The 24,008-nt window shown below is 58.4% G+C and carries 24 protein-coding genes and 1 pseudogene; 9 read left to right on the top strand and 16 right to left on the bottom strand.

Annotated elements, in window-relative coordinates; translation table 11 throughout:
• Window positions 1-15: 15 nt before the first annotated feature.
• Genes GFER_RS00355 through GFER_RS00345 form a run of 3 tightly spaced genes read right to left on the bottom strand, consistent with a single transcriptional unit; the run spans window position 16 to window position 2,746 of the window.
• Window positions 16-522: a YqiA/YcfP family alpha/beta fold hydrolase gene (locus GFER_RS00355; protein ID WP_040095053.1), complete on the bottom strand. Its 507-nt coding sequence runs from the start codon at window positions 520-522 to the stop codon at window positions 16-18.
• On the bottom strand, window positions 519-1,739 hold the full coding sequence (gene arsJ / locus GFER_RS00350; RefSeq protein ID WP_040095051.1) for an organoarsenical effux MFS transporter ArsJ: 1,221 nt from the start codon (window positions 1,737-1,739) through the stop codon (window positions 519-521). Before arsJ ends, GFER_RS00355 begins: the two co-directional genes overlap by 4 nt.
• A complete protein-coding gene (locus tag GFER_RS00345) occupies window positions 1,736-2,746 on the bottom strand; it encodes an ArsJ-associated glyceraldehyde-3-phosphate dehydrogenase (RefSeq protein ID WP_040095048.1) in 1,011 nt (336 codons plus the stop codon). The genes arsJ and GFER_RS00345 overlap by 4 nt, the downstream gene beginning before the upstream one ends.
• Before the next feature lie 338 nt (window positions 2,747-3,084).
• Between GFER_RS00345 and GFER_RS00340 the strand changes: the two genes are divergently transcribed.
• Both GFER_RS00340 and GFER_RS00335 read left to right on the top strand, forming a co-directional pair.
• Window positions 3,085-3,474 (top strand): acyl-CoA thioesterase, encoded by a 390-nt coding sequence (locus GFER_RS00340; protein ID WP_040095046.1) that lies wholly within the window; start codon window positions 3,085-3,087, stop codon window positions 3,472-3,474.
• 171 nt (window positions 3,475-3,645) lie between these two features.
• Window positions 3,646-4,212 carry a YaeQ family protein gene (locus GFER_RS00335; RefSeq protein ID WP_040095044.1) on the top strand — a complete coding sequence of 189 codons (567 nt, stop codon included), beginning with the start codon at window positions 3,646-3,648 and terminating at the stop codon, window positions 4,210-4,212.
• 386 nt (window positions 4,213-4,598) lie between these two features.
• Here GFER_RS00335 and GFER_RS00330 read toward each other — a convergent pair whose 3' ends face one another.
• The 5 genes and pseudogenes from GFER_RS00330 to GFER_RS00315 form a co-directional block, all read right to left on the bottom strand.
• A complete protein-coding gene (locus GFER_RS00330) occupies window positions 4,599-4,886 on the bottom strand; it encodes a hypothetical protein (protein ID WP_040095042.1) in 288 nt (95 codons plus the stop codon).
• Window positions 4,887-5,105: 219 nt separating this feature from the next.
• Complete coding sequence (locus tag GFER_RS00325; protein ID WP_040095040.1) at window positions 5,106-5,762, bottom strand: methyltransferase; 657 nt, start codon at window positions 5,760-5,762, stop codon at window positions 5,106-5,108.
• Window positions 5,692-5,930: pseudogene (locus GFER_RS19640) on the bottom strand (hypothetical protein). The gene GFER_RS00325 and the pseudogene GFER_RS19640 overlap by 71 nt, the downstream one beginning before the upstream one ends.
• A gap of 67 nt (window positions 5,931-5,997) precedes the next feature.
• Window positions 5,998-6,351, bottom strand: coding sequence for a hypothetical protein (locus GFER_RS00320; RefSeq protein ID WP_040095037.1), 354 nt, complete (start codon window positions 6,349-6,351; stop codon window positions 5,998-6,000).
• Window positions 6,352-6,467: 116 nt separating this feature from the next.
• Window positions 6,468-6,797 carry a cupin domain-containing protein gene (locus tag GFER_RS00315; protein ID WP_040097051.1) on the bottom strand — a complete coding sequence of 110 codons (330 nt, stop codon included), beginning with the start codon at window positions 6,795-6,797 and terminating at the stop codon, window positions 6,468-6,470.
• A gap of 232 nt (window positions 6,798-7,029) precedes the next feature.
• Here GFER_RS00315 and GFER_RS00310 point away from each other — a divergent pair, with 232 nt between their 5' ends.
• The 3 genes from GFER_RS00310 (at window position 7,030) to GFER_RS00300 (ending at window position 11,128) form a co-directional block, all read left to right on the top strand.
• Window positions 7,030-7,698, top strand: coding sequence for a cobalamin B12-binding domain-containing protein (locus GFER_RS00310; protein WP_040095035.1), 669 nt, complete (start codon window positions 7,030-7,032; stop codon window positions 7,696-7,698).
• 9 nt (window positions 7,699-7,707) lie between these two features.
• On the top strand, window positions 7,708-8,826 hold the full coding sequence (locus GFER_RS00305) for a sensor histidine kinase (RefSeq protein WP_052445806.1): 1,119 nt from the start codon (window positions 7,708-7,710) through the stop codon (window positions 8,824-8,826).
• A gap of 172 nt (window positions 8,827-8,998) precedes the next feature.
• The gene (locus GFER_RS00300) at window positions 8,999-11,128 is read left to right on the top strand and encodes a PAS domain-containing hybrid sensor histidine kinase/response regulator (RefSeq protein ID WP_052445805.1); all 2,130 of its coding nucleotides are present in this window, start codon (window positions 8,999-9,001) and stop codon (window positions 11,126-11,128) included.
• 63 nt (window positions 11,129-11,191) lie between these two features.
• Here GFER_RS00300 and GFER_RS00295 read toward each other — a convergent pair whose 3' ends face one another.
• From GFER_RS00295 to lexA, 3 genes are read right to left on the bottom strand one after another with little or no spacing between them, the layout of a single operon-like run.
• On the bottom strand, window positions 11,192-14,197 hold the full coding sequence (locus GFER_RS00295; protein ID WP_040095034.1) for a DNA polymerase III subunit alpha: 3,006 nt from the start codon (window positions 14,195-14,197) through the stop codon (window positions 11,192-11,194).
• Window positions 14,194-15,360: a DNA polymerase Y family protein gene (locus GFER_RS00290; RefSeq protein ID WP_040095033.1), complete on the bottom strand. Its 1,167-nt coding sequence runs from the start codon at window positions 15,358-15,360 to the stop codon at window positions 14,194-14,196. The genes GFER_RS00295 and GFER_RS00290 overlap by 4 nt, the downstream gene beginning before the upstream one ends.
• 6 nt (window positions 15,361-15,366) lie before the next feature.
• The gene (gene lexA / locus GFER_RS00285; protein ID WP_040095031.1) at window positions 15,367-15,975 is read right to left on the bottom strand and encodes a transcriptional repressor LexA; all 609 of its coding nucleotides are present in this window, start codon (window positions 15,973-15,975) and stop codon (window positions 15,367-15,369) included.
• Window positions 15,976-16,406: 431 nt separating this feature from the next.
• On the opposite strand from lexA, the gene GFER_RS00280 reads away from it, so the two are divergent.
• On the top strand, window positions 16,407-16,619 hold the full coding sequence (locus GFER_RS00280; RefSeq protein ID WP_040095028.1) for a hypothetical protein: 213 nt from the start codon (window positions 16,407-16,409) through the stop codon (window positions 16,617-16,619).
• A 102-nt stretch (window positions 16,620-16,721) separates the two neighbouring features.
• On the opposite strand, the gene GFER_RS00275 is transcribed toward GFER_RS00280, so the two are convergent.
• Together GFER_RS00275 and GFER_RS00270 are read right to left on the bottom strand one after the other, a co-directional pair.
• On the bottom strand, window positions 16,722-17,867 hold the full coding sequence (locus tag GFER_RS00275; protein ID WP_052445804.1) for a glycosyltransferase family 2 protein: 1,146 nt from the start codon (window positions 17,865-17,867) through the stop codon (window positions 16,722-16,724).
• An 81-nt stretch (window positions 17,868-17,948) separates the two neighbouring features.
• On the bottom strand, window positions 17,949-18,920 hold the full coding sequence (locus GFER_RS00270; protein ID WP_040095026.1) for a calcium/sodium antiporter: 972 nt from the start codon (window positions 18,918-18,920) through the stop codon (window positions 17,949-17,951).
• A gap of 191 nt (window positions 18,921-19,111) precedes the next feature.
• Here GFER_RS00270 and GFER_RS00265 point away from each other — a divergent pair, with 191 nt between their 5' ends.
• Complete coding sequence (locus tag GFER_RS00265; RefSeq protein WP_040095024.1) at window positions 19,112-19,567, top strand: VOC family protein; 456 nt, start codon at window positions 19,112-19,114, stop codon at window positions 19,565-19,567.
• Between the two features lie 211 nt (window positions 19,568-19,778).
• Here GFER_RS00265 and GFER_RS00260 read toward each other — a convergent pair whose 3' ends face one another.
• The 3 genes from GFER_RS00260 to GFER_RS00250 form a co-directional block, all read right to left on the bottom strand.
• Window positions 19,779-20,345 carry a DUF3750 domain-containing protein gene (locus GFER_RS00260; protein WP_052445803.1) on the bottom strand — a complete coding sequence of 189 codons (567 nt, stop codon included), beginning with the start codon at window positions 20,343-20,345 and terminating at the stop codon, window positions 19,779-19,781.
• A 244-nt stretch (window positions 20,346-20,589) separates the two neighbouring features.
• A complete protein-coding gene (greB, locus tag GFER_RS00255; protein WP_052446028.1) occupies window positions 20,590-21,123 on the bottom strand; it encodes a transcription elongation factor GreB in 534 nt (177 codons plus the stop codon).
• An 81-nt stretch (window positions 21,124-21,204) separates the two neighbouring features.
• On the bottom strand, window positions 21,205-21,888 hold the full coding sequence (locus tag GFER_RS00250; RefSeq protein ID WP_040095021.1) for a TIGR04211 family SH3 domain-containing protein: 684 nt from the start codon (window positions 21,886-21,888) through the stop codon (window positions 21,205-21,207).
• A gap of 294 nt (window positions 21,889-22,182) precedes the next feature.
• Between GFER_RS00250 and GFER_RS00245 the strand changes: the two genes are divergently transcribed.
• Both GFER_RS00245 and GFER_RS00240 read left to right on the top strand, forming a co-directional pair.
• Complete coding sequence (locus GFER_RS00245; protein ID WP_040095019.1) at window positions 22,183-23,346, top strand: glycerate kinase; 1,164 nt, start codon at window positions 22,183-22,185, stop codon at window positions 23,344-23,346.
• A gap of 214 nt (window positions 23,347-23,560) precedes the next feature.
• Window positions 23,561-23,908: a hypothetical protein gene (locus tag GFER_RS00240; protein ID WP_040095017.1), complete on the top strand. Its 348-nt coding sequence runs from the start codon at window positions 23,561-23,563 to the stop codon at window positions 23,906-23,908.
• Window positions 23,909-24,008 lie beyond the last annotated feature (100 nt).

Genomic DNA, 24,008 nt, shown 5'->3' with positions numbered 1-24,008 from the left:
GAAGCTGTCAATGGTCTATTCTGAGGTGAACGGCCTGACATCCTGCAAAAAGCCGGCAAACAATCGCTCAACGGCGGGCATCTGTTCAACGAGGCTGTGTCCTGCGGGAAGAAGATGCAGTGCGCTGTTGTGGCGGCGGGCAAAACGCAGAGCGTTTTCCAACGGCACAACTTCATCCCACAAACCATGCACAACCACCGTTGGAATATTTTGCGGGTCGGGATCCTGTTCGATATATCCGGGCAGATAAAAGGCCGGGGCCATCAGAAACAATCCCCGAGGGCGCAGAGTTTTGGCCGCAAGGGTGGCGACATAGCCACCCATGCTCGAACCGACCAGAATCAACGTATCCCCGGGAAAAACGGTATCGAGCAGATGGCGTACCCGCTGGTCCGGGTCGTTGGTATGGCGAAAATCGACACTCTCCACCATACAACCAGCGGTTTTCGCCACCGCCGCCAGGGCACGAATCTTGGTGCCCCAAGGACCACTTTCCTTGCCATGCGAAAAAATGACTTTCATGGGCTTAAAGGTTTGGTTCCCCGCGGCAGGAGCAAAGAGATGCCCCCAGCGAGCAGGACGAATCCGGCCGATACCCAGAGGCAGCCGATCAGGCCGGCGAACTGAAAAACCAAACCCGAGAGCAGGGTGCCGACCAGGCGCCCGGCGGCATTGGCCATGTAGTAAAAGCCGACATTGAGGGAGGCATGGTCTGCTTCGCTGTAGGCGAGAATCAGATAGCTGTGCACCGAGGAATTGACGGCAAAAATCACCCCAAACAGCGCCAGCCCTGCCACGACCGTAATCCAGGGCGAGAGGTCGGCAGCAACACCGAGGGCGATGAGCGCGGTCAGGGCTGCCAAGGCAAAGGCTCCGATGGTGGCGATACCGCCGCGCGGCGTACCGCCCTGCGTCAGGGTATGCAGCAGATTCGGCGCCAAAGCCTGCACCCCGCCATAGCCGATCACCCACAGGGCGAGAAAACCACCGACCTGGGCGCTGCTCCAGTCGAGACTGGCCGACAGATACACCGGCAGAGCGACCACGAACCAGATATCCCGCGAACCAAACAGAAACAGCCGCGCCGCCGAAAGCAGATTCACATCCCGGCTCTTGGAGAGGATGGCGCTGAATTTAGTCTTTTTCTTCGCCATGCCGATGGTGCCGGGCAGCGACACAATCGTCGCCAGCAGCACCAGCGCCAATCCTGCCGCCATGAGCAGCAGCGCTCCCCGGAATCCCACCGTGGCAAGCAGCAACCCGCCGAGAAAGAAACCTAGCCCTTTCAGGGCGTTCTTCGAGCCGGTGAGAATCGCCACCCATTTGAACAGAACGCTGTCCGCCTCCTGGGGAACCAGCACCTTGATGGCGCTTTTGCTGCTCATCTTGGTCAGATCCTTGGCGATTCCGGAAAGAGCCTGCAGCGCCATCACGTAGGTCACCGAAACCAGCACCGACCAGCTCGGGTCGAGCAGCGCCAGCAGACCCAGCGCCAGCACCTGCAGCGCCAGACCCGCGAACAGGGTGACCTTCAACCCCAGATGCGAGCCGATCCAGCCGCCGATCAGGTTGGTGATGATCCCGAAAAACTCATAGAACAGAAACAAAAAGGCGATCTGCACCGGCGAGTAGCCGAGCTGGTGAAAATGCAGCAGCACCAGCATGCGCAACGCGCCATCCGTGAGGGTAAATCCCCAGTAGGCGCCGGTCACCAGGGCGTAGTTGCGCAGCTCGCTCATGGCAGGCTCAGGGCCACCTTGCGGCAGAGTTCCATCATGCGATGGACGTAGCCCATTTCGTTGTCGTACCAGGCATAGACCTTGAGCTGGGTGTCATCGACCACCAGGGTCGAGAGCGCATCAACAATGGCCGAGCGCGGATCGCCCTTGAAATCGATGGACACCAGGGGTCGCTCCTCGACACCGAGAATCCCCTTGAGATAGGAGTCCGCCGCCTCCTTGAAGAGCTGATTGACCTCGGCGGCACTCACCTTGTGCTTCATTTCGAACACCGCGTCGGTGAGCGAGCCGGTGAGCAGCGGCACGCGCACCGCATGCCCGTTGAGCTTGCCCTTGAGTTCCGGATAAATCAGGGTGATGGCGGTGGCGCTGCCGGTGGTGGTGGGAATCAGCGACAGCCCCGCCGCCCGCGCTCGGCGCAGATCCTTGTGCGGCGCATCGACGATCACCTGGGTGTTGGTAACATCGTGGATGGTGGTGATGATGCCGTGCGCGATGCCGATCTTCTCGTGCAGCACCTTGACCAGCGGCGCCAGACAGTTGGTGGTGCAGCTGGCGGCAGTCAACAGATGATGCATGTGGGGATCGTAGAGGTCGTCGTTGATCCCCATGACGACATTGAGCGCCCCCTGCTTGACCGGCGCGGCAACGATGACTTTCTTCACCCCGCCATCGAAATAGGGCTGCAGCAATGCGGTGGTGCGGAACTTACCCGAAGACTCAATGACGATGTCCACCCCCAACTCACCCCAGGGTACCTCGCCCGGCGTTTTGTGCTCGGAAAAGCTGATCCGTTTGCCGTCGATGCTCAAAGACGCTCCATCCGCGCTGATCTCGCGCGTCCACCGCCCATGCACCGAGTCGAACTCCAGCAGATGCGCCGCACATCCAGCGCCGCCCTTGACCTCGTTGATGTGAACGATTTCGAATTCCGGCCACTCCCAGGCCGCACGCAGCGCCAGGCGTCCCATGCGGCCAAAGCCGTTGATTCCGATGCGGATGCTCATGCCTGCCTCCCGTATGTATTTGTTGAAATTTTACCAAAGGAGTCGACTTTTGCTGAAAACAATATCCGCATAGACGGATATTGTCAACCGCGTCATTTTTCACTCCACCTCACACATCCGCCGCACCCACCCTGCGGAGATATCGGCAAGGTTGAGTTTTGTGAACAATTGACCATTTTGCCGCCAAAAAGCCTCATCTAAAGCTTGTGGAAGGGCTTTTTCGCAGATAATTTGGCGGAAAATTAGGAGTTTGTATTGGTCCGACCCGACAATCCGACCTTGACTTGTTTTTGCCCCACCGGCTACCCTGCCAGACATCTTTCATGGAGAAAATATCGATGAACAATTACACCATTGTGCGCCAGGAGCATCTGAATCATTACGGTTTTTTGTTCGGTGGGGCTATGCTCAAATGGGTCGATGAGTTCGCCTGGCTGGTGGCGTCAAGGGATTTCCCCGGCTGCCCGCTGGTGACGGTGGGCATGGATCGGATCAGCTTTCGCCAGCCGGTGGCCAACGGTTCGATCCTGCGATTCCACATCCTGCCGGAAAAGCAGGGGGCCACCTCCATCCGCTATGTGGTCGACGTCTATGCTGATGAGCCCGGTGGGCGCGAGGAAAAAGAGGTTTTTTCCACCACCGTAACTTTTGTCCATGTCGATGCGCAGGGACATAAGCAGCCCTTGCCACGCTCAGGGCCACTGCGCTCGCTGGACGATTCCGCCTAGTTTCGTCCATTTTTGCAAGACATCACAGTCCGACGACGGGCATGCAACATGTGCCTTTTCATGGCAGCATCCATTGAATTGACGCCGGGGGCCGAACCGGATACGCCCTGAAACGCGCCACTGGATATGCCCCTGGACTTCACCCCCCAAGACAAGGACTCCCCACCCGCTATGGCCCTACCCTCCACCATTCATCGCGTCGTCGTCCAATTGTCTCATGTGGATCGCGGCATTTACGAAACCCTCCAGGCCACCCTCGCCCGCCACCCCTCGGAGACGACGCAGCGCCTGGTGCTGCGCCTGCTGGCCTATGCCATCTGCTTCGAACCTGAGCTGAGCTTTAGCAAAGGGATCTGTGCAGGCGACGAGCCGGATTTGTGGAGCAAGGGGCCGGACGGCCGGGTAAAACTCTGGATCGAGGTGGGGACGCCCGAGCCCGAACGACTGCTGAAGGCAAGCCGCCACGCTGAGCACGTGGTGCTGCTGGCCTCCGGGCCCAACCGTTTTCGCTGGGACGAGCTATATCGCGGCAAGCTCGCCGATGCGGCCAATATTCAGGTCATAGGCGTCGATTACGCCTTCATCAGCCAGGTGGCGACCGAAGTGGAGCGCACCATCGTCTGGGAACTGACCATTACCGGCGGCTCCCTATACCTGACCAGTGCCGGACAGACCCACGAAACCGCCCTGGAAAGCCTGACAGGCGCGCCGACGCCCGATAGACGATTTCCCCGCTGACGCGCGCGGGCAGGCATCGGCATCAATCCAGATTTTCATCGACAATCCATCCTAAAAAAATCGTGACTGTTCAGCATGCACCGCAGGGGGCGGACGTTGCAGCTAAATTGTTACCAAAAAACATCCCCTGCCAATCTATGATGCACTCGCAAAAACTCAGAGGATGGCTAAGCAAAAATTTCGTCCTACAAGGCCCGGTGGTTTTTCAGGGGCGAAGGCATACATCAGGTATGTCGAGGTCCTGAAAAAACGCCGTAACGCCGTAGGGCGGACTTTTTGCGACGCCATCNGGTGGTTTTTCAGGGGCGAAGGCATACATCAGGTATGTCGAGGTCCTGAAAAAACGCCGTAACGCCGTAGGGCGGACTTTTTGCGACGCCATCAATTTATGGCCTCCGTCGAAACTGGGCCTGCTCCTGCTGCTGCCGCGCGATGTCCTCACGCACCTGCTTGACGCTGCGCTCATAGATAATCTCGCGACCCATTATGCTCCCGGCGTAGGCCAGGCCGTTGTGTGTCGGCATGAGCTTGCATTTGACGTTGTGAATCCCCTCGCCGAGCACCACCCAGATCGCGTCGGCTTTCTTGCTGGAAACCACCACTTCCAGAGTCTTGTCGTCTTCGGTTTTTACCTTGATCTTTTCATCTTCCATGAGTACCTCGGCTTTCGGCATAAAAAAGAAGGGTCATTTTTGGATCGTGAACAACCGGAATTATTTTTCAGCAAGCTTTCGGATTTTTTGTGAATGTTAAGCAGAACGATCAGCAACGCGCACCAGATCCTGGCGCCCACGCCACCACCAAACATAATACCCACACCAGCCAGGATACGACCCTAAGTGGGATTCCCATATCCGCCGAACAGGCCGCTCAGTCCGGCAATCACCAAGGCGTCAAATGGGCTCGGCCAGCAGCAACCGGTTCTTGGGCGTGATTTCGCCGGGAATCGTCTGCGTATGAACCCGGTACCCGGCGCTGCGCAAACGTTCGGCACGCAACACGTCGAGAGCAAGAGGGCCGTCGAGCCAGCCTTGCAACCCGCCGAGGTCGGCGCCCTTAAGATCATGACAACAGGGAAGAAGGGCCAACCGCGCCCTGGCCGCCAAGACGCGTTCAACAATCAGATCGCTGAGATTGCCACAGGCATGGGCTGAAACCACCAGGTCGCCTGCACCGAGGTTAACGGCATTTATGTCACATTCAAGAAATTGCACCCGCTCGGCCAAACGCGGCCACTCTTCGTCAAACTCCCGCGCCAACTTGGCGGCGCTGGCAGGCAAGCGACGATCAACCGCCAGTGCCTGGCTTGATCCGGCATCGAGCAACAGCATCAAATACGCCAGCAAACCATGACCACAGGCGAGATCAACCACCCTCCCGCCGCGCATGCGCCGCCGCACCCGGCGTGCCACCTCCCAGGCTTCATAAAGCTCTTTGCGCGGCAGACACCCGGCGCGGCAACAGACGCGGGCCACGTGGTCAAAAAGCGTACTGCCGCTGAAGCAATCCAGCATCCGTGGTGTCAGGCGATTGCGCGAGGAGCGGTTCATAGCCAACCGCGCCCTTGTCGGTATGGGACCGCGGATGCGGACGGTGGAACACTCGCACAACACCAAAAAAAGGTATACCTCGACGCGCACGCCTCCCCGCTCGGCGATCTCCGCGCCCAGTTCAAGAAAGAGTGCCTCAGCCCCTCGCCACTTGGTGTTCGCGCCAATCGGAGGGCGAAAGCTCGCCTCTGTTGCATGTAGGGCTGTTTTGGTCTGGCGGCGGCCATCATCCGATTCAGCCTTGAACCAACAGATTCAACAATCCCAGAACGCTGAAGGCCAGCAGGATTGATCCCAGGACAACGGCGGCCCTGGCCAGCATGGCCCAGATTTTCAATCCTTGATAGGTTCCGGCCGCCCGCCAGATGCCCATAAGGACTGTCGCCTGATAAGGGACATAGAGCGCCATGAACAGGGTCAAGCTGGCCAGAGAGGTTATTTCATTGGCAATCAGGTTGGCGGCAATCCCCACCACCACGTTATAAACCCAGTAGGTTTTGGCCAGGCCGAATTCACCCTGCGCCAGTCTGCCCCAAAAGCCACGCTCCGGGCGACTTGGGTCGGGAGACGCGTAGTTCTGTTCCTGCATATCGTTGCTCCGGTTGATCAGGTTGACGATAACTTAAATGAGTTTTTCTTTTTCGGTCGGCTCTCGCCTCAGCTATTTCCTGAATCCAAGAGATGTTTTTTTCAAGTCCTCGCCATTCATGAAAACGGGAAGAACACCGCCAGCCAGATACTGTCCTGATGAGGGCTGGTCCAGGCAACGCGGTGTTTGCGGTGGGCGGGAATAACCAGCCAATCCCCCTGCACAAGGCGAACACTTTCGCCGGGATCCTGAAATTCAAGCGCGGCTTCGCCCTGCACCAGCAGCACAAATTCATCCTGCGGCTGATCGTACCAGAACCCCTTGGGCGAGCTATGTCCGCGCGAAACAATGCGCTCGATGCGCACCTGGTCATTGCCGGCCAGGGTTTGCAGCAATTCGTCAGGCAGTTGGGCCGGAATGGCTTGAAAAAGGTTTTTTGGGGCCATAGAGTTCATACACGCTGCAAGTGAAGATGGATGACGCGCCCTGTTGCCGACAGTATTGAGGAGGATTGCATGAAAAGCAAGATCGGTGCGTATTTCGCTTAACAGAACCGGCCCGTGGCCACGCTATGGCCGCGGATAACCTCAAATACTGGATTGTGGTTGACTGACAGCCAAATGAAGAGTATTCTTACAAATTATTCCTTAAAAATTCCACATCACCCGAACCGATATCATGAGCAACTCACAATCCTCCTTTGCTAACTCTGTCCCAGCCAAAGATTACGCTGCCTACCTGCGCCACCTACTTGCAGGGGATCGGCAGACCTGTCTCGGCATCGTTGCGGACCTGATGGATCGCGGGGTGGATCTCAAGAGCATTTATTTGGGTTTATTCGAGCGTTCCATGCATGAGGTCGGTGACCTCTGGGAGACCAATAACATTTCGGTGGCAACCGAACACATTGCAACGGCTATCACCGAAAATGCCATGAGCCTGTTGCATCCCATCATCTTTGCCTCGGAGCGTTGCGGCAGAAAAGCCATCGTGTCCTGCGTGGCCAATGAGTATCATCAGGTCGGCGGCAAAATGGTCGCCGATCTCTTCGAACTTAACGGCTGGGACGGATATTTTCTCGGGGCCAACACGCCGATCAAGGATCTGCTGCAGATGGTGGCGGAGAAAAAACCTGACCTGATTTGCCTGTCCCTGACTCTCTATGCCAATCTACCCGACTTGCTGCGCCATATTCAAACGCTGCATGAAGCCTTTCCCTCGACGCCTATCCTGGTCGGCGGCCAGGCGTTTCGCTGGGGAGGGCGCGAGACTTTAAACGGCTTGCCACAGGTTTGGCTGGTCGGTTCCCTCGATGAACTTGAACAAATCATGGCGCACTTTTCCTGAGGGCACTGCATGCACCGCGACACACTGCTGCTTGATTATCTCGAAAAGGAAGCCGCGCTTATTGTTCTGGAATTCGATGACGATGAACGCCTGCGCAAAATGAACTCTCATGCCGCCAAGGTCATGGGGCAAGGCTTACTCGGCCACCGAGCCAAGGATATCTTTCTCGATTTCAGGGAGACCTTTGTTCTGGTCCAAGCCGCCAAAGAGGATGCCGCGGCGTGCCTGCTCAACATCCCCACCCTTTCGGGGCTGCCGCAATCCTGCTCCTTTACCTTTGCTGAGCTGACCGACGGTGTGTTGGCTATGGGACAGATCAATGTCGCCGAAGCCGAGACCCTTCGCCTCGAATTAGTGAGAAGCAACAATGAACTCAGTAATTTGACGCGCGAACTTCACAAGAAAAGCGCAGAGCTGAGCAAGCTCAATGCGATGAAAAATCACTTTTTGGGTATCACCGCCCATGACCTGCGCAATCCCATCTGCACGATTATCAGCTACAGCGATCTTATGGCCCAAGAGGCGGCCGACTCCAATAACCCGAACATCGTCGAGGCGTTCTGTGACATTCGCTACCTCGGTGAGTTCATGTTGTCCATGATCAACGACCTCCTGGACACCTCAGCGATCGAATCCGGCAAACTTACCCTGAAAACTGACATGCAACTTTTTTCGAAAATGCTCGCCAAGACCGTTGCGAGCAACCAGATTCTTGCCCAACAAGTCGAAGTCGGATTGATTCTCGAAGACAAATTACCCCCGGGTCTGATTCCCTATGATGCACCGCGCCTGAAACAGGTTCTTAACAACCTCATCACAAATGCTCTGAAATTTTCTCGGAAAGGGTCCAATGTTGTAGTTATGGCGACACTGGAAGGCGAGGCACTGAAAGTTTCCGTGGGCGATAGCGGTCCCGGCATTGCGGATCAGGATATGAAAAGACTCTTTCAGCCCTATCCCGACATCGGCACCAAGGGCTATTGCAAAGAACAGGGTACGGGCTTGGGACTGGCCATATCGAAAAATATCATCCACGGCCATCAGGGACGAATCTGGGCGCAGAGCGAGATCGGCAAAGGATCGATATTCAGCTTCACCCTGCCCGGCTTTCAAGAGGAAAAAATATGAATCGAGGCGCCCTGCTGAGCAGCGCCGCATCATTGACCCGATTTTATCCTTATCCGTCAACTCCCTAAACGTGTTTTCACGAAAAAAGGATTAAATCAGAAACATTTTCCTGTTCAGTAACCCACAAAACCACTGTATAATCAGCCGATATCAAACAGAGACAAGAAATCGGATGACGAACGACCCACCCAACAACACCGGCGGCATGCAAGACAGCCGTACCCTCGATAAGTCTTCGCCCCCCGCTGATGGCGGCAAGACAAAGGGCGCCGGTGCGAAAGATTGTACACCTCCTCTTTATCAATCTCTTCCTGACCCCCCAAAAAACTTGAACGCGGGCCACCAGCACACCGAAGAGCGGCTCAACCGCTTTATCGGGACCATGGATGAGATCGTCTTCGAGTTCGACGCCCAGGGGCGATATCTTAATGTCTGGTCGGACAATGAGAATCTGCTGAAAAGACCCCATCATGAGTTGCTCGGAAAAACCATCGACGAGGTTATCCCCAAGGATCTGGCGGACCGAATTCACCAGGCTTTCCAGCGCATTACGCTCACAGGAAAGTCCGAGTGCCTGGAATATTCCATGGAAGTTCCGGAAGGGACACGCTGGTTTCTGGCCCGCCTTTCCCTGGTGCCCGCTGTCGAAGGAGAAGCTCCGACATTTTCCTATGTGGGTCGCGACATTACCGAGCAGAGGCAGCTTGAACAATCTCTGCGGGAATCTGAAAAGCGCTACCACGACTTGGTGGATACGGTCAACGACTGGGTCTGGGAAATTGACCGAAACGGCATCTACACCTACGCCAACCCCAGAGTACGCGATCTGCTGGGCTATGCCCCGAAGGAAATTATCGGGCAATCAGCTTTTTCCCTTATGCCTGAGAACGAAGCCCGGCGCGTTGCCGAACAGTTTAAAACCTACGCGGCCAAAGCAGAACCTTTCAGCTCCTTAGAGAACATCAACCTGCACAAGGATGGACGAACTGTCATCCTCGAAACCAGCGGTGTTCCGTTTTTTGATGAGCAAGGCCAACTGCTCGGCTATCGCGGCGTCGACCGGGACATCACCGAGCGCAAGGAAAACGCGGAAGGTCTGCGTCAAGCCATGGAAGCCGCCGAACAGGCAACCCAGGCAAAAAGCCGGTTTCTCGCCAACATGAGCCACGAAATCCGCACTCCCATGGCGGCGGTCCTGGGAGCCCTCGAATGCCTCGCTCAGGACGATCTCGGCGATGAACGCAATCGCTGCCTGCGGATGGCGGAGAACGCCGCAAAATCCCTTATGGATCTGATCGGCGATATTCTTGATTTTTCTCGCATCGAAGCCGGAAAGTTGAGCTTGAAAGAGGTTGCCTTCGCACTGCGTTCCTGCCTTGACGACACCTTTGATATGTTGAAACTCAGCGCAACGCAGAAGGGTCTTAGCCTGACTCTGGACATCGATTCTGAAATTCCGGCGCTCTTTCTCGGCGACCCGGTCCGTTTGCAGCAGGTTTTGATCAACCTGATCGGCAACGCAATCAAATTTACCGAACAAGGCTCAGTAAAGGTGCGCATCTTCCGGGAGCCGAGGGCCGTCTTAGACACCAATCTCTGCCCTCTGAAATTTGCCGTGCATGACAGCGGAATCGGCATCCCTACAGAAGTGATGAGTCGAATTTTCGAGAGTTTTTCCCAGGGCGACAGCTCCTTGACGAGAAAGCGAGAGGGAACGGGACTGGGGCTGGCGATCTGCAAGGGGATCGTGGAACGCATGGGCGGGCGCATCGAGGCCGCAAGCATTCCCGGCCAGGGCAGCACCTTTACGTTCACCCTGCCCCTGCGCGTAGCTCCCCCCGCAGAAAATGAAAAGGCGCTTGACCGCGCGCGGCAACCCGAAGGCCTTACCACCGCAAAATCTGACCTGCGCATTCTACTTGGCGAGGACGACCCCGCGCTGCGCAAACTCATGGAAGTTCTGCTGACCAAACGCGGGTGGAAATTTGCCGCTGCCGAGGATGGGTTGAGCGTGATTGAGGAGTGGAAAAACGGAACCTTCGATGTGATTCTGATGGATGCTCAAATGCCGCTGCTCGACGGCTTCGAAGCAGCCCGCCGCATCAGAGCGCAGGAGCAGTTGACTGGCGCCCACATCCCCATCGTTGCTTTGACCGCCCATGTCGGCCCGGAGAGTGAGCAGCGAGCTCTGTCCGCAGGAATGGATGCTTTTCTGACCAAACCTATCCGCATGAACGAACTTTACGCGTGCATTGAAGAAATCATCACGAACGGCAAAAATTCACCGGCACCTGAAAAATAAAACCGCGAAGCCGCCGTGTCGCGCACCCGCTTCGGCATACGCGACGGGGTGAGACTCAATCGTTTACTCTTTTTTCTCCAGAAAGCCTACCCACTCCACCGTCAGGGTCGTCACACCGAACTCCTCCTCGACCTTGCCCTTGAGCACATAGGGACGCAGGCGCGAGAGCTTGCGGCAGAACCGCGCATAGGCCTGAGGGAAAAAGGTCGCGTCGAAGATACCCGTCGTATCCTCAAAAGAGACGAATTCCATGGGCCGGCCGTCTTTGTCCTGCACCGTCTTTCCCGTCACCCACCAGCCGATCATAGTGATGTAGCGCTTGCTCCACTCAGCCATGCGACAGGCGAACACCGGCTTGAGTCGCGCAATCTCGCCTCGATGAAGCACCAAGGGATGACAGGACGCGAGCAGGCCCAGGGTTTCGAGTTCCTGGGCCAGCACCTGCTTGTCAGCGTAGGCCGGCGGCGTCGGCAGTTCCAGCGCTGGCTCATCAAACAGCGAGGCGCTTGACGCGGGGGCTGCGTGCCGGTGCCCCAACAACTCCCAAAGCAGGGCCGGGCGTCGCTCCTTACCCTCCAGCGCATCAAAACATCCCGCTTTGATCAGCAACCGCGTATCGGCGATGTCCATGCGCACCCGCCTGAGAAAGTCGCGAAAACTGACGAATTCCCCACCCTGGGTGCGCGCGGCGAGCAGCGCCTTGACGGCGGCGCCCGAAAGCCCCTGAATCTGCATAAACCCGACCCGCAGCTCTCTGCCCTGCCCGATGTAGGGATGATCGCCGGCGTTGATGTCCGGCGGCAGAACCTCAAGGCCCATGCGCCGCGCCTCGGACAGATAAGCCAAGGGGCTGTAGAAGCCGCCCTGATTGGAGATCACCGCCGCCATGAATTCCGCCGGGTAATTGGCCTTGAGCCAGGCGGATTTGCAGCTGACCAGGGCGTAAGAGGCCGAATGCGGTTTGCAGAAGGAATAGCCGGAAAAGGAGAGAATCTGCGCCCAGACCTTGCCCAGGATTTGGCCGTCGATGCACTTCTTGCGTCCGCCGGCCAGAAATTTCTCGTGGTAATCCCTGAGGGTTTGCGCCTTGTGCTTTTTGCTGATGATCTTGCGCAACTGATCGCCCTCGAAGGCTGAAAAGTCGGCCAGCGCCATGGCCACCTGAGTGATCTGCTCCTGATAGACGGCCAGGCCGTAGGTCTCGTTCAACACCTCATCGAGCAAGGGATGCAGAGGGGTCCAGGCCTTCCCGCGCATGCGTGCGACGAATTCGCGGATAAAGACATTGGCCGCCGGGCGGATGATCGACGAGGCCATGACCAGGTGCTCGAAAAGATCGGCCGCCTCTGTCACCTGCCGCTCGCCGAACATGCGCTTGAGCAGTTGCCGGGTGGCGGGCGATTCGATGTAGAAACAGCCCATGGTCCCGCCGGAGCGCAGTAGCTGCCGGGTACGCTCATCGTCCAGCGGTTGCCAGGTGGCGTAATCAATTTCGCGGCCCGTGTGCCGTTTGACAGCCGCCAGGGCATCGCGGATTACCGCCAGAGAGCGATTGCCGAGAATGTCGATCTTGACCAGTCCGGCGGCTTCGGCCTGATCTTTTTCCCATTGAATCAGCGGCAGGCCCTTGGCCGCCACCTCCACCGGCACATAGCGGCGGATTTCGTCGGGCACCACCACCAGGCCGCCGCAGTGCAGAGAGAGGTGGCGCAATTGGCCATCGAGACGCTGCGCCAGGCGCAGCACCTGCTGCCAGTCGTCGCTCAGGGCTTCGCCTTTGAACTGGGGATCGCGGGCGATGGCCGCGGCGGTCCGGCCCGCCGTGCAGTAACCGGAGAGACGCGCGGTCAGAGTCTTGATCTCGTCCTCCTGAAAGCCAAAGACTTTGGCTACCTCGCGCAGGGAGGAGCGCCCCTTGAATTTTACCTGGTTGGCCACCATTGCCGCGCGCCGCGCGCCGTAGCGCTGGAAAGCGAAATCAAGGACGGCGTCGCGCTCATCCCAGGGAAAATCGATATCGATATCCGGCGGGTCAAGCCGCCCTTCGTTAAGAAATCGCTCGAAGAAAAGATTGTAAGCTATTGGATCAACGTGAGTAATCCCAAGGCAATAAGCAACCAGGGATGCGGCGGCACTGCCCCGCCCACAAGTGCGCGGCGACTGCCGAACGAGCTCTTCGACGACCAGAAAGTAATGGGCAAAACCCTTGTCGCGAATGAGGCTGAGCTCCTTGCACAGCCGCTCTTCGATGCGTACATTCATTTGCCCGTAGCGCCACAGCGCGCCCTGACGGGCCCTGAGTTCCAGCGCGGCAAATGCCTCGCCATCCGCCAGGCCGCGAAAGGCGGGAAAGATCGAGGCGGAGAAGTCCCAGTCGCTGCGGCAGTCCGCGGCGACGACCAGGGTATTGTCCAAGGCTTGCGGACAATGAGGGAAAAAATCGGCCAAATGTTGCGGCGAGAGCAATCGGTCGCCCTCCCCCGCCAGTTCGTCAGGCGAGAGACGGCTGAGCTTGGTGTTGAGGGCAATGGCGCGCAACACCCGATGAATTTCATAATCCTGCGGCTCGAGCAGCACCGCACGACTGGTGGCCACCGGCGGCAGACCCAGTTCACGCGACAACGCCAGGGCGCGATGCATCTGATGTCCGGGGGAGAGTTCCACATAAAGATTCGCGCGGCTCTGCCGGCGCAGGGGCATGAGCACCGCCGCATCGTCGCTGAGCACCGTCAGCCCACGCCGCAAGACGCAGAGGCTTTGCGCCAGATCGAAATCCGCGCGGCAATGCAGATCGGACAACAGGCGGCAGAGATTGGCATAGCCTTCAGCATCGCGGGCCAGCAACACCGCGCGCTGCCCGCCCTTGACGGTTTCGGCGCCGATGAGCGGGAGCAGGCCGTGTGCCTTGGCGACCTCAAGAAAATGCGGCACACCGTAGAGCCCATTGCGGTCGGTCAGGGCCAGGTGCCTGAGACCCAGAGCGCGGGCCGCGGCGCAGATATCCTCCACCGAGCGCACTCCCCACTGGGGAGAAAAGGCCGAGTGGACGTGCAGAGCCGCGTAGCTCATGCGCACAAGGTGCGGCCGCGCCGCACGGCCGCCATGCCGTATTTGTCGCGCACCTGATCAATGGCCTGCTGCAAAGAAATGTGACGGGGGGCGAGACCCGCCGGCGCAAACAGATCGAGCTGCGCAGCCGCTGCACCCAACCGCGCGCACTCCAGGCGCAGCCCCTTGACCCGCACCCGTCTCTCGCAGGCCGCAACAAACAGCGGCTCGGCGGCGGCATACAACTCCAGGTCATGATCCCGGGGCGCAGGCAGCACCACACTGCGTTTGCTGTTTACCCCATCGGCATAAGAGAGATACAGCGTGAGCTGCCCGGCCGCCTGTCCCATGCGACGCAGGCGCTGGCCGCAGGCTTCCACCAGGCGACAGAGTTCGGCGAGCAGCACCGCATCGTCGTTGTCTTCCTGGTCCAGAAAGCTTTCCTCGATCACTTCGGGCGCTTTTTGCGGCAGGCACACCGGGCTGGGGTCGATACCGTTGGCCCGTTGGTGCAGCAACGGCGCAAAGGGCCCGACGGCAAGGCGCAATTGCGCCAGAGAAAGAGCGGCAAGCTCCTGCACGACACGTAGATTGAGATCCTGCAGCAGCGCCGCCTGCCGCGCCGGGCCGATGCCCGGCAAAACCGCCACCGGCAGCGGCCCGATAAAACTGCGCTCGGCGCCGCGCAGCACGTCGCACACTCCGGGGCGCTCCAGACACCCGGCGGCGATGCGCGCCACCAGCTTGTTGCCCGCCACGCCGACAGTGCCGGTCAGGCGCAGGCGCCGCTCCAGATCTTTTTCCAGGCGTGCGGCCACGTCGCGGCCCGGCCCGAGCAGGCGCCGGCAACCGGTGAGATCAAGAAACAACCGACCGCCGGCATTCGGTTCAACGAGCGGCGTGTAGTCGCAAACCAGCCGATGCAGGGCCCGGCTGCCGCGCGCGAGCAGTTGCGGATCGGGGGACAGCAGACTTAGTGCGGGACAGAGACGACGCGCGTGATGCACGGGCATGCCTTCGCGCAGTCCCTCGGCCGCCGCCTCGCGCGAAACGCATTGCAGCAGGGCCCGCCCTGAATGGGCGGCAGCGATGGCTACGGGGCGCTCGCGCAGGGACGCATCGATGACCCGCGCCAGGGAAATGGCAAAAGCCGGGACGACCAGGTGCAGGATGTCGCGCTCCATGACGGCTTACTGGCAATGGCGGATAAGTCCGACCACCACGCCCTCGATGCGAAAATCCTCCTCGCCGGAAACCACCAGGGGCTGCATGGTCGGATTGGCCGGATGCAGTTCGATGTGATCGGCTTTACGCACCAAACGCTTGACGGTGGCCTCGCCGCGAATCAGGGCGACCACGGTCTGCCCCGATTCGGCGTGGGGTTGCTTGCGCACGACCACGAAGTCACCGTCGAGGATGCCGTCGCCGACCATGGAGTCGCCCTGCACCCGCAGCACGAAATTCTCGCCGGCGCCGACCATGGAGGCCGGCACCTCAATGGTGTCCGGGTTGCTTACCGCCTCAATGGGCTTGCCCGCGGCGACGATCCCCGCCAGGGGCAACTCCAGCGCCCGAGGCGGCGCCTGGGGTTGCAGCACCCGCAGGCCGCGCTTGGCGTTCCAGTCCTTGGCCAGGACGCCTTCGCGCTCCAGGCGCACCAGATAATTCTGCACCGTGCCCAGGGAGCGAAAGCCGAAGGATTTGGCGATCTCCTGCTGCGAGGGCGGATATCCCTCGCGCTCGGTAAAGGCGACGATGAAATCGAGCAGAGCTTTTTGTTTGGGCGTCAGGGGACTCATGGCAACCACCTCCTTGCGGTGGCTCCACGATATGCGTAAGTTTTGCGTATGTCAAGAGAGAGCGGCGCAGGAAAGACAAGAAACGAAAGGTTGCAGGAATGTTTTCTCCATTCAACGCATGGTTAATTCATACACCTTGGGAAAAGCGTTTTTCCCAAATAATTTAAGGATGTTGAAGAAATTCTATGGACTCTTGAGCCCTTTCGCCAAGGATTCATCTGTATGAAAAAATTATTTCCTGCGTGCAGCAAGCATTTCTAAAAAATCTCTTCGAAAAAAATTATTCCTCAACATTTTAGAATAGTTACAACCTTTCTCGAGGGACTTTTCAGACTTGGCACGTCTGATGCTGTATAAAAAGACAAATGACGCACAACACAAAGTGGACTTCGCCACTGGCTGGAATAAACCCCAAAAAAGGAGAAACCATCATGAAAGCGACTCTGTTGACCTCTCTCGCCCTGCTGCTCAGCTTTGCTTCTCCTGCTTTCGCCGCCGCCGGCGCACAGACACACAGCGGCATCCTGGTCTGGGCCTTCATCGGTTTCTTCGGCTTGATCGTGGTTGCGCAACTGGTCCCGGCAGCCCTGATCCTCGCCGGCGTCGTCAGAAGCTTTGCACAAGGACATCAGCAGCTCAACTAACCAGCACATCGTTGCCGAAAAACCTCGACCCGGGCGAAAATACCTCAAGGTGTTTTCGCCCTTGCTTTATACGGTGACAGAACAGAAAAAGCGCCATCCTTCTCAAACCCGATTTTTGCGCAGTTCGCAGAGCGGATAGAAGGTGCCGCGCCAGTAGATGCCCCCTCTGCTCAGAGTGCAGATCAGGGTGCGGACGATAATAAAGGCAAGAAGCCCCACGGTCAGGGGAAAGCCCAGAGCGTACCAGGGACTGTAGCCGTGCAAACGGGCGCCGTCGGCGACAATCAGGCTGATGACCACCACCGTCGCCGCATAAACCGCGAAAGTGGGGCCCGTGGTGAGGAGCAAGGCCAGATAAGGCCAAAGGCCGGCCACCAGCTGAAAAACCACGGCACCCACAGCAAGTCCAAGCCGGTAATCGAACCCGGCGAAGATGTTCTTCTCCAAGCCGATGACCATTTCACGGACACTGGCGTACCACTCAACCGCGATGAGTCCGTTGCCATAGACCAACTGCTGGCGAAAACCGCCCTTTTTTATAATCTTGCCGAGCTTGAGATCGTCGTCGGGGCGCAGGGCGATGGCGCGGTGGCCACCGACCTGGCGATAGGCGGCGGCTCGCACCAGATTGAAGGCGCCGATGCCGATGTGGCAGTGGCTTTTGGGGTCGGCGGCTTTCCAGGGTCGGGTGAAAAGTCCGAGGAAAAACCCGAAAGTCAGGCCGAGCATGTTGAGAATGGTGCCCGGCATGCGGACTTCAGGCGTGGCCGCCAGATGGTCGAGCCCTTCTTGCTGCAAACAGCTGACGGCACGGGACAAAACGTCAGGAGCCAACACGACATCAGCATCGGTAAAAAGCAGCAACGCGCCGCGGGCGCGGCAGCCGGCCTCCCACAGCGCGTGGTTTTTCCCCAACCAGCCGGCTGGAAGCTCGCTGACATGCAGGACTTCCAAGCGATGATCATCCTTGGCCATTTCTTCGAGAATCGTCCCGGTCCGGTCGGTGGATCGATCATTGACGACAAGGATCTGGTAATGGGGATAATTGAGACGAAGCAGCGATTGAAGCGCCGCGCGGATGTTGCGCTCCTCATTGCGCGCTGCGGCAATGATCGTCACCGGTGGAGCATTTTCGGCATCAATGGGGGCGATATCGCGCAAAAAGCGGATTTTCCGCCCACCGGCGCCAACCTCGAAACCGATGAGCAAATAAACCATCAGTAATGCAACGCCAAGCCACAGCAGCATGATAGACCCTTTTCTTTAACCGGCAGACGCAAAGGTCAAATTGCGCACACCCAGGGATTCGGCGAAGAATCACCCAAACAATCAACTGCCGGCAACACCCACCACCAAATAAACCACATAGGCAACATAGCTCAAAAGCAGTGCTGCGCCTTCAAAGCGGTTGATGCGGCCGATGCCGCGAAACCCGTAGCCAAGGGCAAAAAGCGACAGGGTCAACACCGCCATCACCAGCAGGTCACGCACAAGAACGTCCGGACCGACCGCCATCGGATGAATCATGCCGGCGATCCCCACGACCGCCAGGGTATTGAACAGGTTGGAGCCGAGGATATTGCCCAAGGCAAGATCGTGCTCACCCCTACGCGCGGCCATGACGGTTGAGGCCAGCTCAGGCAGTGAGGTACCGACGGCCACAATGGTCAAGCCGATAATCAGATCGCTGATGCCGAAGCCCTGGGCGATTTTGACCGCGCCCCAGACCAGAATTCGGGAGCTGACAATCAAAAGAACCAGACCGACGACAAGCCACAGACCGGCACGCCTCAAAGGCAGCGGATGGTCTTCGAGTTGTTCCGCGATCTGGCTCCCCAGGGCATCCGGCTGTTTCTGCAACCCCTGCCGGATGGTCCAGGTCATCAGCACGGCAAATACGCCCAACAGTGCCCAGGCATCCGCACGGCTGATTACACCGTCCCAGATCTGCCAGGCGGCCAAACCCGTGACGCCCGCCAAGATCGGTAATTCCTTGCGCAGCACCTGCGAATGAACGGCAAGGGGCCGGATCAAGGCCGCGATCCCCAGGATCAAGGCGATATTGGTGATGTTTGAACCATAGGCATTGCCGAGGGCAATCCCCGGATTACCTTGATAGGCAGAGAGTGCCGAAACCAGCATCTCAGGCGCGGAGGTACCGAATCCGACGATTACCATGCCGATCAACAGCGGCGACATGCCGAAATGACGCGCCGTGCACGCCGCGCCCTCGACGAAGCGATCCGCGCTCCAGACAAGAAGCGCCAAGCCGAAAAGAACCGCAATAATCGGCATCATCATAAGGTTTTCTCACCCAATCTCTTAAGTTGCGGCGCGCCGGCGGCCCTGGTGAAAAATCGCGTTTGGCCATGCGCTTTCGTCAAGCCTATCACAGGTTGCAATCGGGAGCGGAGGCGATAAAGTCAAGACAACCACTGCTGAATTATGACTCGAAACCTATCACAACCCACTATGTAGCGAGGAGGTCGGTCATGAATTCCTCTCCATCAAAAAAAGCCCGCGCGGTGGGCATCAATCACATCGCCCTGGAAGTTGCCGACATTGAGGCGGCCCTTGAATTCTTCGGCAGCCTGTTCGAGCTCAAGCTGCGTGGGCGTCACGACAACATGGCCTTCATCGACCTGGGCGATCAGTTCATAAACCTCTCCGCGGGGCGCAGCCAAGGCCCCGACACAGCACGACATTTCGGTCTGGTTGTCGATGATCGGGAAGCGGTGCGTAGAGCGGTCGAGGCGACGGGAGTTAAAATTCTACCCAGTCAGGGGCTTGATTTTCTTGATCCCTGGGGCAATCACGTGCAGGTCGTCGAATACCAGGGCATTCAGTTTACCAAGGCACCCCACATCCTGCGGGGCATGGCAATGGAGGGACTGGGAAAAACCCAGGAGGCCCTGTCTGAATTGGCGCAAAAAGGCATGGTGCCCTGAGACAATCCTGATTAGTACGCACGGCTAAGCGCCTCACGCACCCACTCAAACCCGATTCGTTCCTGTTCCAGCCGCACCTGGCGGCCGAGGCGACCCGCAATGTTCATCACCCTGCCCGGCGTCAACACCGTCGAGGTTATTGATTTAAATCAACGCCACGAATTGAGTTCCTTGAATGCTGAGGGGATACCAAATGCAGACTCCTGGTGCGCTAATCGGCATACCCTCTGCCAATGGCGGAAAAAGGCAGTGTGAGTTCGAGTTCGGGAACTTCCCTGGCGACCCAGGCGGTAAAGGTGTTGCTATTAGGACCTGGAAACACCCGATAGGTCTGGGGCCAGGGATAGGAAGCCGCCGCCGATTCCACGGCCTCAATCAGAGCATCCACGCCGTCTCCCCGGTGATCGGCCAGCAGTTTTGGCTTTTCGCCGAACCAGTACCGGTCAGGTGCGTCCTTTTCGATGCGAAGAACAGGCAAGCCTCGATTTTCACGCCAACCGATGACCTCATAAACGATGTAGAACGGCTCGGTGCTGCGCTTGGTGGCGATCCAGGTGTGAACCGCAAACCACCCACGCCAGCCCCAGGCGCGAGCAGCATACACCTGCAGTATGGCCTCGCTGGTCTGCCCAGGATCGGGAGCAATCCCGGCCGACTGACGGCTGGCGGTGCGCCAATCCCGGTCGGAGGAGGTGCAGCCTGCCGACAACAGAAGGAAAAGCAACAGACAGCAGAAGAATTTATTCGGGAGTTTTTCTCGTTGCGACGGACCGCGCATCGTTTTCAACCTCTATGGTTTGCGGCCGGATTCGCCCATCTCACCCTGCGAGTTAACCGTCCGACCAAGGGCCAGTTGCGCCCCCGGTCATTGCGAGCCCGTGGATCAGCACCGCCCGAACGTCCCTGGGCTCGAAAATTTTCGCGGGGTTCCTGACGGCTGAGTTGGCCGCGATCAAATGTGAAAGAAATAAGGAAAGGAGAATTGAATCATCACGGTGAAATAAAAGCGAGTGATTGGCGGATCATGATTCCTCGGCTTCGCCGTCGTCCTCCTCAGCCGGCGGCAGGACACCGGTAGCAATCGGCACGTATTCAACCTTGACGAGTTCCAGCTCGCGCTCTCCCTTAGGTGTCATAAAGGTCACCACATCGCCCACCCGCTTGCCGAGCAGGGCCTTGCCGAGGGGCGATACCCAACTGATCACCCCGCGCCCCGGGGCCGTCTCGTCGACCCCGACGATACTGTAGGCTTTCTCCTCCCCGTCCTCGTCGACGGTCACCGTGGCCCCGAACAGCACCCGACCGCCCGCCACCTGGGCCTGGCTCACCGGCTCAATGATCTGCGCGGCTTCCAGACGTTTGGACAGGAAACGAATGCGCCCATCAAAACGACGCAGGGCCCGTTTGGCATACTGATAATCGGCGTTTTCGCTGCGGTCGCCGTTACTGGCGGCCCATTCGGCCGTCTTGGCCATCTCCGGGCGTTTCTTGTAAAGCAGATCGCGCAACTCGGCCCGCATCGCTTCGGCGCAATCGGGGGTCATATAGATCGACATTTTGTCCAAATCCCTTTTGATCGGAAAGGTCATGCAATGAAAGCGGTTTCGGTATTATTCCCCTTCTTGCACACCAATCGATCACCAGCTCAGCGAAGACTTTTTACGCTTATTCCGCGAGATGCTGCCAAGGATCCACCCCGTGAAAAGAACTCCGGCACCGGCGACGAACCATCGGATCATGCCGGTGCGTAGAGCCGCGCTGCTCGCTTCGCGCAAGGCGATGACTTCGGTCTCCAGCGCCAGGTTTTCACTTTTCAGGTGATCACGCTCCTCTTGCAGCTTGAGAACGTTGCCGGCATCCTCACGCAACCTTTCGTATTTGTGCTGAAATTCTCTAAAGCCGCTTTCCGCCTCGCTTCGGGCTTTTTCCAGGGCGTCGATCTCGGCTTGGAGTTGGTTGATCTGAGTATCGACATCCTGGTAGCTCTCTTTCACCCGGTTAAGCTCGTTGAGCAGACGGGCATTTTCTTTTTCCAGGCGGGCAGCGACCTGCCCCTTGGGAGTTTCCGTGGTGAGAAACTGGGTGAGCACATAACCTTCGGTTCCAGCCGGTTCGCGGACCTTGGCGTACTGGCCATGCCTTTCAAGGATCTCAACGGGCGTCCCGGTTGGGAGCATCTTCAAAATCCGGTACTCATTTCCCATACCCCGGCGTAAATTAATCGTCAATTCGTCCGTGACAAAACGGGTTTCGGCCAAAGCGACCGTGGCCATGAGCAGATGACACAAGAGACAAGCGGACAAACAGATTTTCAGTTGCATAAAAAACATCCTCAAGAAAAATAATTAGGCTGGCAATAATCCAAGCAATTCATGTGCCGGTTCGTTTTTTTTCCACAATCAGGACTGCTGGTGAAGAGCGTTTCACCCCTGACCAGGGTCTTGTGGCAACAGGATAACCGAAGGAAGGCCAACTGTCGGCAAAAAAATCCCTCCAGAGTGTCTTTCCCTGGCGACAGCCGGTGTCGAAAGAGGGCAGTTCCAATGGCTTCCGGAATCAGGATAGGTTAGTTTGGTTGGGCCTCAGAATATTTTCCAACCCAGGGGAGCATCCTCATGAAAATTCTCATTGCCCCGGATTCATACAAAGAAAGCCTCTCGGCAGCACAGGTGGCGGAGCAGATCGAAGCCGGCTTCCGCGAAATCTTCCCTCTTGCCGACTACCGCCGGCTGCCCTTGGCCGACGGCGGCGAAGGTACCGTCGAGGCCTTGGTGGCGGCCACAGGCGGAAAGATCGTTGAGGTTGCGGTCAGCGGGCCTTTGAGCGAAAAAGTGCGCGCATTTTTCGGCAGTTTCAACTCTGGACAGAGCGCGGTCATCGAAATCGCCGCAGCCAGCGGCCTGGAACTGGTGCCTCAGGCGTCGCGCAACCCCTTGCGGACCACCACCTTTGGCAGCGGCCAGCTTATCCGTGCTGCGCTTGACAGAGGGGCGCGGCACCTGATTATCGGCCTCGGCGGCAGCGCCACCTGTGATGGCGGCGCGGGCATGCTGCAGGCTCTGGGAGCCAAACTGCTGGATCGCCATGGCCGCCAGATCGGCCCGGGCGGAGCAGCGTTGGCCGATCTCGCGCGCATCGATGTCACAACTCTGGATGAGCGCCTGCGCCATTGCCGGATTGAGGCAGCCTGCGATGTGGATAATCCGCTGCTGGGTGAGAAAGGAGCGGCAGCAGTCTTTGCCCCGCAAAAAGGCGCCACTGCGGAGATGGTGGCGCAGCTTGAAGCAAACCTGGGGCACTTTGCCGAGATTGTCAAAGGCGCACTGGGTGTCGACATTGCCGCGACGCCAGGAGGCGGAGCGGCCGGCGGCCTGGGCGCGGCACTACGGGCTTTTCTTGACGCCGGCCTGCGTCCTGGGATCGACATCGTCAGTGAAACGCTTGGTCTTGAGCAGGCGATCATGCAGGCGGATCTGATCCTTGTCGGTGAAGGCCGCATGGACAGCCAAAGCCTTCAGGGCAAGGCACCTCTGGGGGTGGCGCGCCTGGCGCAACGTCGGGGCAAACCGGTGATTGCCATTGCCGGCAGCTTGGCCGCGGATATGGACAGTGTTCACCAACAGGGCATCGAAGCGGTTTTCAGCGTGCTGCGCGAAATCGGCACTCTCAGCGAGGCCCTGGAGAACGCCGCCGTCAACCTGCGCATGTCGGCACGCAACGTGGCCGCGGTCTTGCGCCTGGGGCAGCGCCTTGCCCCTACCCCCGCGGCCGGTGCCTAGCCCGCCCTTTCATCTGCCCAGGCCCGGGCGCATGGACTTATCAGGTCCATGCCAGGACATACGCGCCCCTCAAGAGCCCCTCAATAGGCCCCTATCCACAGAGTCCTGAATTAATACCAATTTTTCTCACAAGCACCATCCAGGCCTCAGTCTCAGATTGTAGAAAAACGCCAGCGATCCGTGATAGGGTGATTTTTTTTGACAGGAGACCAGAATGCGCAACCGCTTCATCCGCCTTGCCGAAATCATTCAGGAAGACGCCCCCGGGGAGCTGCCCGAAATGTTGCTGTCAAGCGAACGGCAGATCAATTTTGATGAGACGCTGCAGCGCATTAATGCTCTGCGAAACCATCACGAGAAACGCTCTGCTGACATCTGGCACGCGCAGCAGCGCGTCACCCCAGAGCTGCGCGCCGCATCGGCCCGTGCCGACCTCGCCTCATTTTTCGCTGCCTGCCTCACGGGTAGCGCCGGCGAACATCGCGACACGGCATTGGAAGCTCTGCAAACGCTTGGGCGGCAAGCGGAGTACGATCTGATCCGTATGCTTGCACGACGCTGACGGGCTGGCGCTACACAGAGACAAGGGAAGAATCTGCCAATCACTCTGCCGGCTAATCTCCCTGCCTAATTCAGCCTGAATCCAATAGCGTACCGATATG

The organism is Geoalkalibacter ferrihydriticus DSM 17813 (assembly GCF_000820505.1).
Classification (GTDB): domain Bacteria; phylum Desulfobacterota; class Desulfuromonadia; order Desulfuromonadales; family Geoalkalibacteraceae; genus Geoalkalibacter; species Geoalkalibacter ferrihydriticus.
Note: the sequence above shows the minus strand (reverse complement) of the source record. Positions and strands in the feature narration are given on the sequence as shown.

Bases quoted from the DNA above. Each gene is read 5' to 3' on its own strand.
- GFER_RS00355 (WP_040095053.1), bottom strand. From the start codon at position 522: ATGAAAGTCATTTTTTCGCATGGCAAGGAAAGTGGTCCTTGGGGCACC.
- arsJ (WP_040095051.1), bottom strand. From the start codon at position 1,739: ATGAGCGAGCTGCGCAACTACGCCCTGGTGACCGGCGCCTACTGGGGA.
- GFER_RS00345 (WP_040095048.1), bottom strand. From the start codon at position 2,746: ATGAGCATCCGCATCGGAATCAACGGCTTTGGCCGCATGGGACGCCTG.
- GFER_RS00340 (WP_040095046.1), top strand. From the start codon at position 3,085: ATGAACAATTACACCATTGTGCGCCAGGAGCATCTGAATCATTACGGT.
- GFER_RS00335 (WP_040095044.1), top strand. From the start codon at position 3,646: ATGGCCCTACCCTCCACCATTCATCGCGTCGTCGTCCAATTGTCTCAT.
- GFER_RS00330 (WP_040095042.1), bottom strand. From the start codon at position 4,886: ATGCCGAAAGCCGAGGTACTCATGGAAGATGAAAAGATCAAGGTAAAA.
- GFER_RS00325 (WP_040095040.1), bottom strand. From the start codon at position 5,762: ATGAACCGCTCCTCGCGCAATCGCCTGACACCACGGATGCTGGATTGC.
- GFER_RS00320 (WP_040095037.1), bottom strand. From the start codon at position 6,351: ATGCAGGAACAGAACTACGCGTCTCCCGACCCAAGTCGCCCGGAGCGT.
- GFER_RS00315 (WP_040097051.1), bottom strand. From the start codon at position 6,797: ATGGCCCCAAAAAACCTTTTTCAAGCCATTCCGGCCCAACTGCCTGAC.
- GFER_RS00310 (WP_040095035.1), top strand. From the start codon at position 7,030: ATGAGCAACTCACAATCCTCCTTTGCTAACTCTGTCCCAGCCAAAGAT.
- GFER_RS00305 (WP_052445806.1), top strand. From the start codon at position 7,708: ATGCACCGCGACACACTGCTGCTTGATTATCTCGAAAAGGAAGCCGCG.
- GFER_RS00300 (WP_052445805.1), top strand. From the start codon at position 8,999: ATGACGAACGACCCACCCAACAACACCGGCGGCATGCAAGACAGCCGT.
- GFER_RS00295 (WP_040095034.1), bottom strand. From the start codon at position 14,197: ATGAGCTACGCGGCTCTGCACGTCCACTCGGCCTTTTCTCCCCAGTGG.
- GFER_RS00290 (WP_040095033.1), bottom strand. From the start codon at position 15,360: ATGGAGCGCGACATCCTGCACCTGGTCGTCCCGGCTTTTGCCATTTCC.
- lexA (WP_040095031.1), bottom strand. From the start codon at position 15,975: ATGAGTCCCCTGACGCCCAAACAAAAAGCTCTGCTCGATTTCATCGTC.
- GFER_RS00280 (WP_040095028.1), top strand. From the start codon at position 16,407: ATGAAAGCGACTCTGTTGACCTCTCTCGCCCTGCTGCTCAGCTTTGCT.
- GFER_RS00275 (WP_052445804.1), bottom strand. From the start codon at position 17,867: ATGCTGCTGTGGCTTGGCGTTGCATTACTGATGGTTTATTTGCTCATC.
- GFER_RS00270 (WP_040095026.1), bottom strand. From the start codon at position 18,920: ATGATGATGCCGATTATTGCGGTTCTTTTCGGCTTGGCGCTTCTTGTC.
- GFER_RS00265 (WP_040095024.1), top strand. From the start codon at position 19,112: ATGAATTCCTCTCCATCAAAAAAAGCCCGCGCGGTGGGCATCAATCAC.
- GFER_RS00260 (WP_052445803.1), bottom strand. From the start codon at position 20,345: ATGCGCGGTCCGTCGCAACGAGAAAAACTCCCGAATAAATTCTTCTGC.
- greB (WP_052446028.1), bottom strand. From the start codon at position 21,123: ATGTCGATCTATATGACCCCCGATTGCGCCGAAGCGATGCGGGCCGAG.
- GFER_RS00250 (WP_040095021.1), bottom strand. From the start codon at position 21,888: ATGCAACTGAAAATCTGTTTGTCCGCTTGTCTCTTGTGTCATCTGCTC.
- GFER_RS00245 (WP_040095019.1), top strand. From the start codon at position 22,183: ATGAAAATTCTCATTGCCCCGGATTCATACAAAGAAAGCCTCTCGGCA.
- GFER_RS00240 (WP_040095017.1), top strand. From the start codon at position 23,561: ATGCGCAACCGCTTCATCCGCCTTGCCGAAATCATTCAGGAAGACGCC.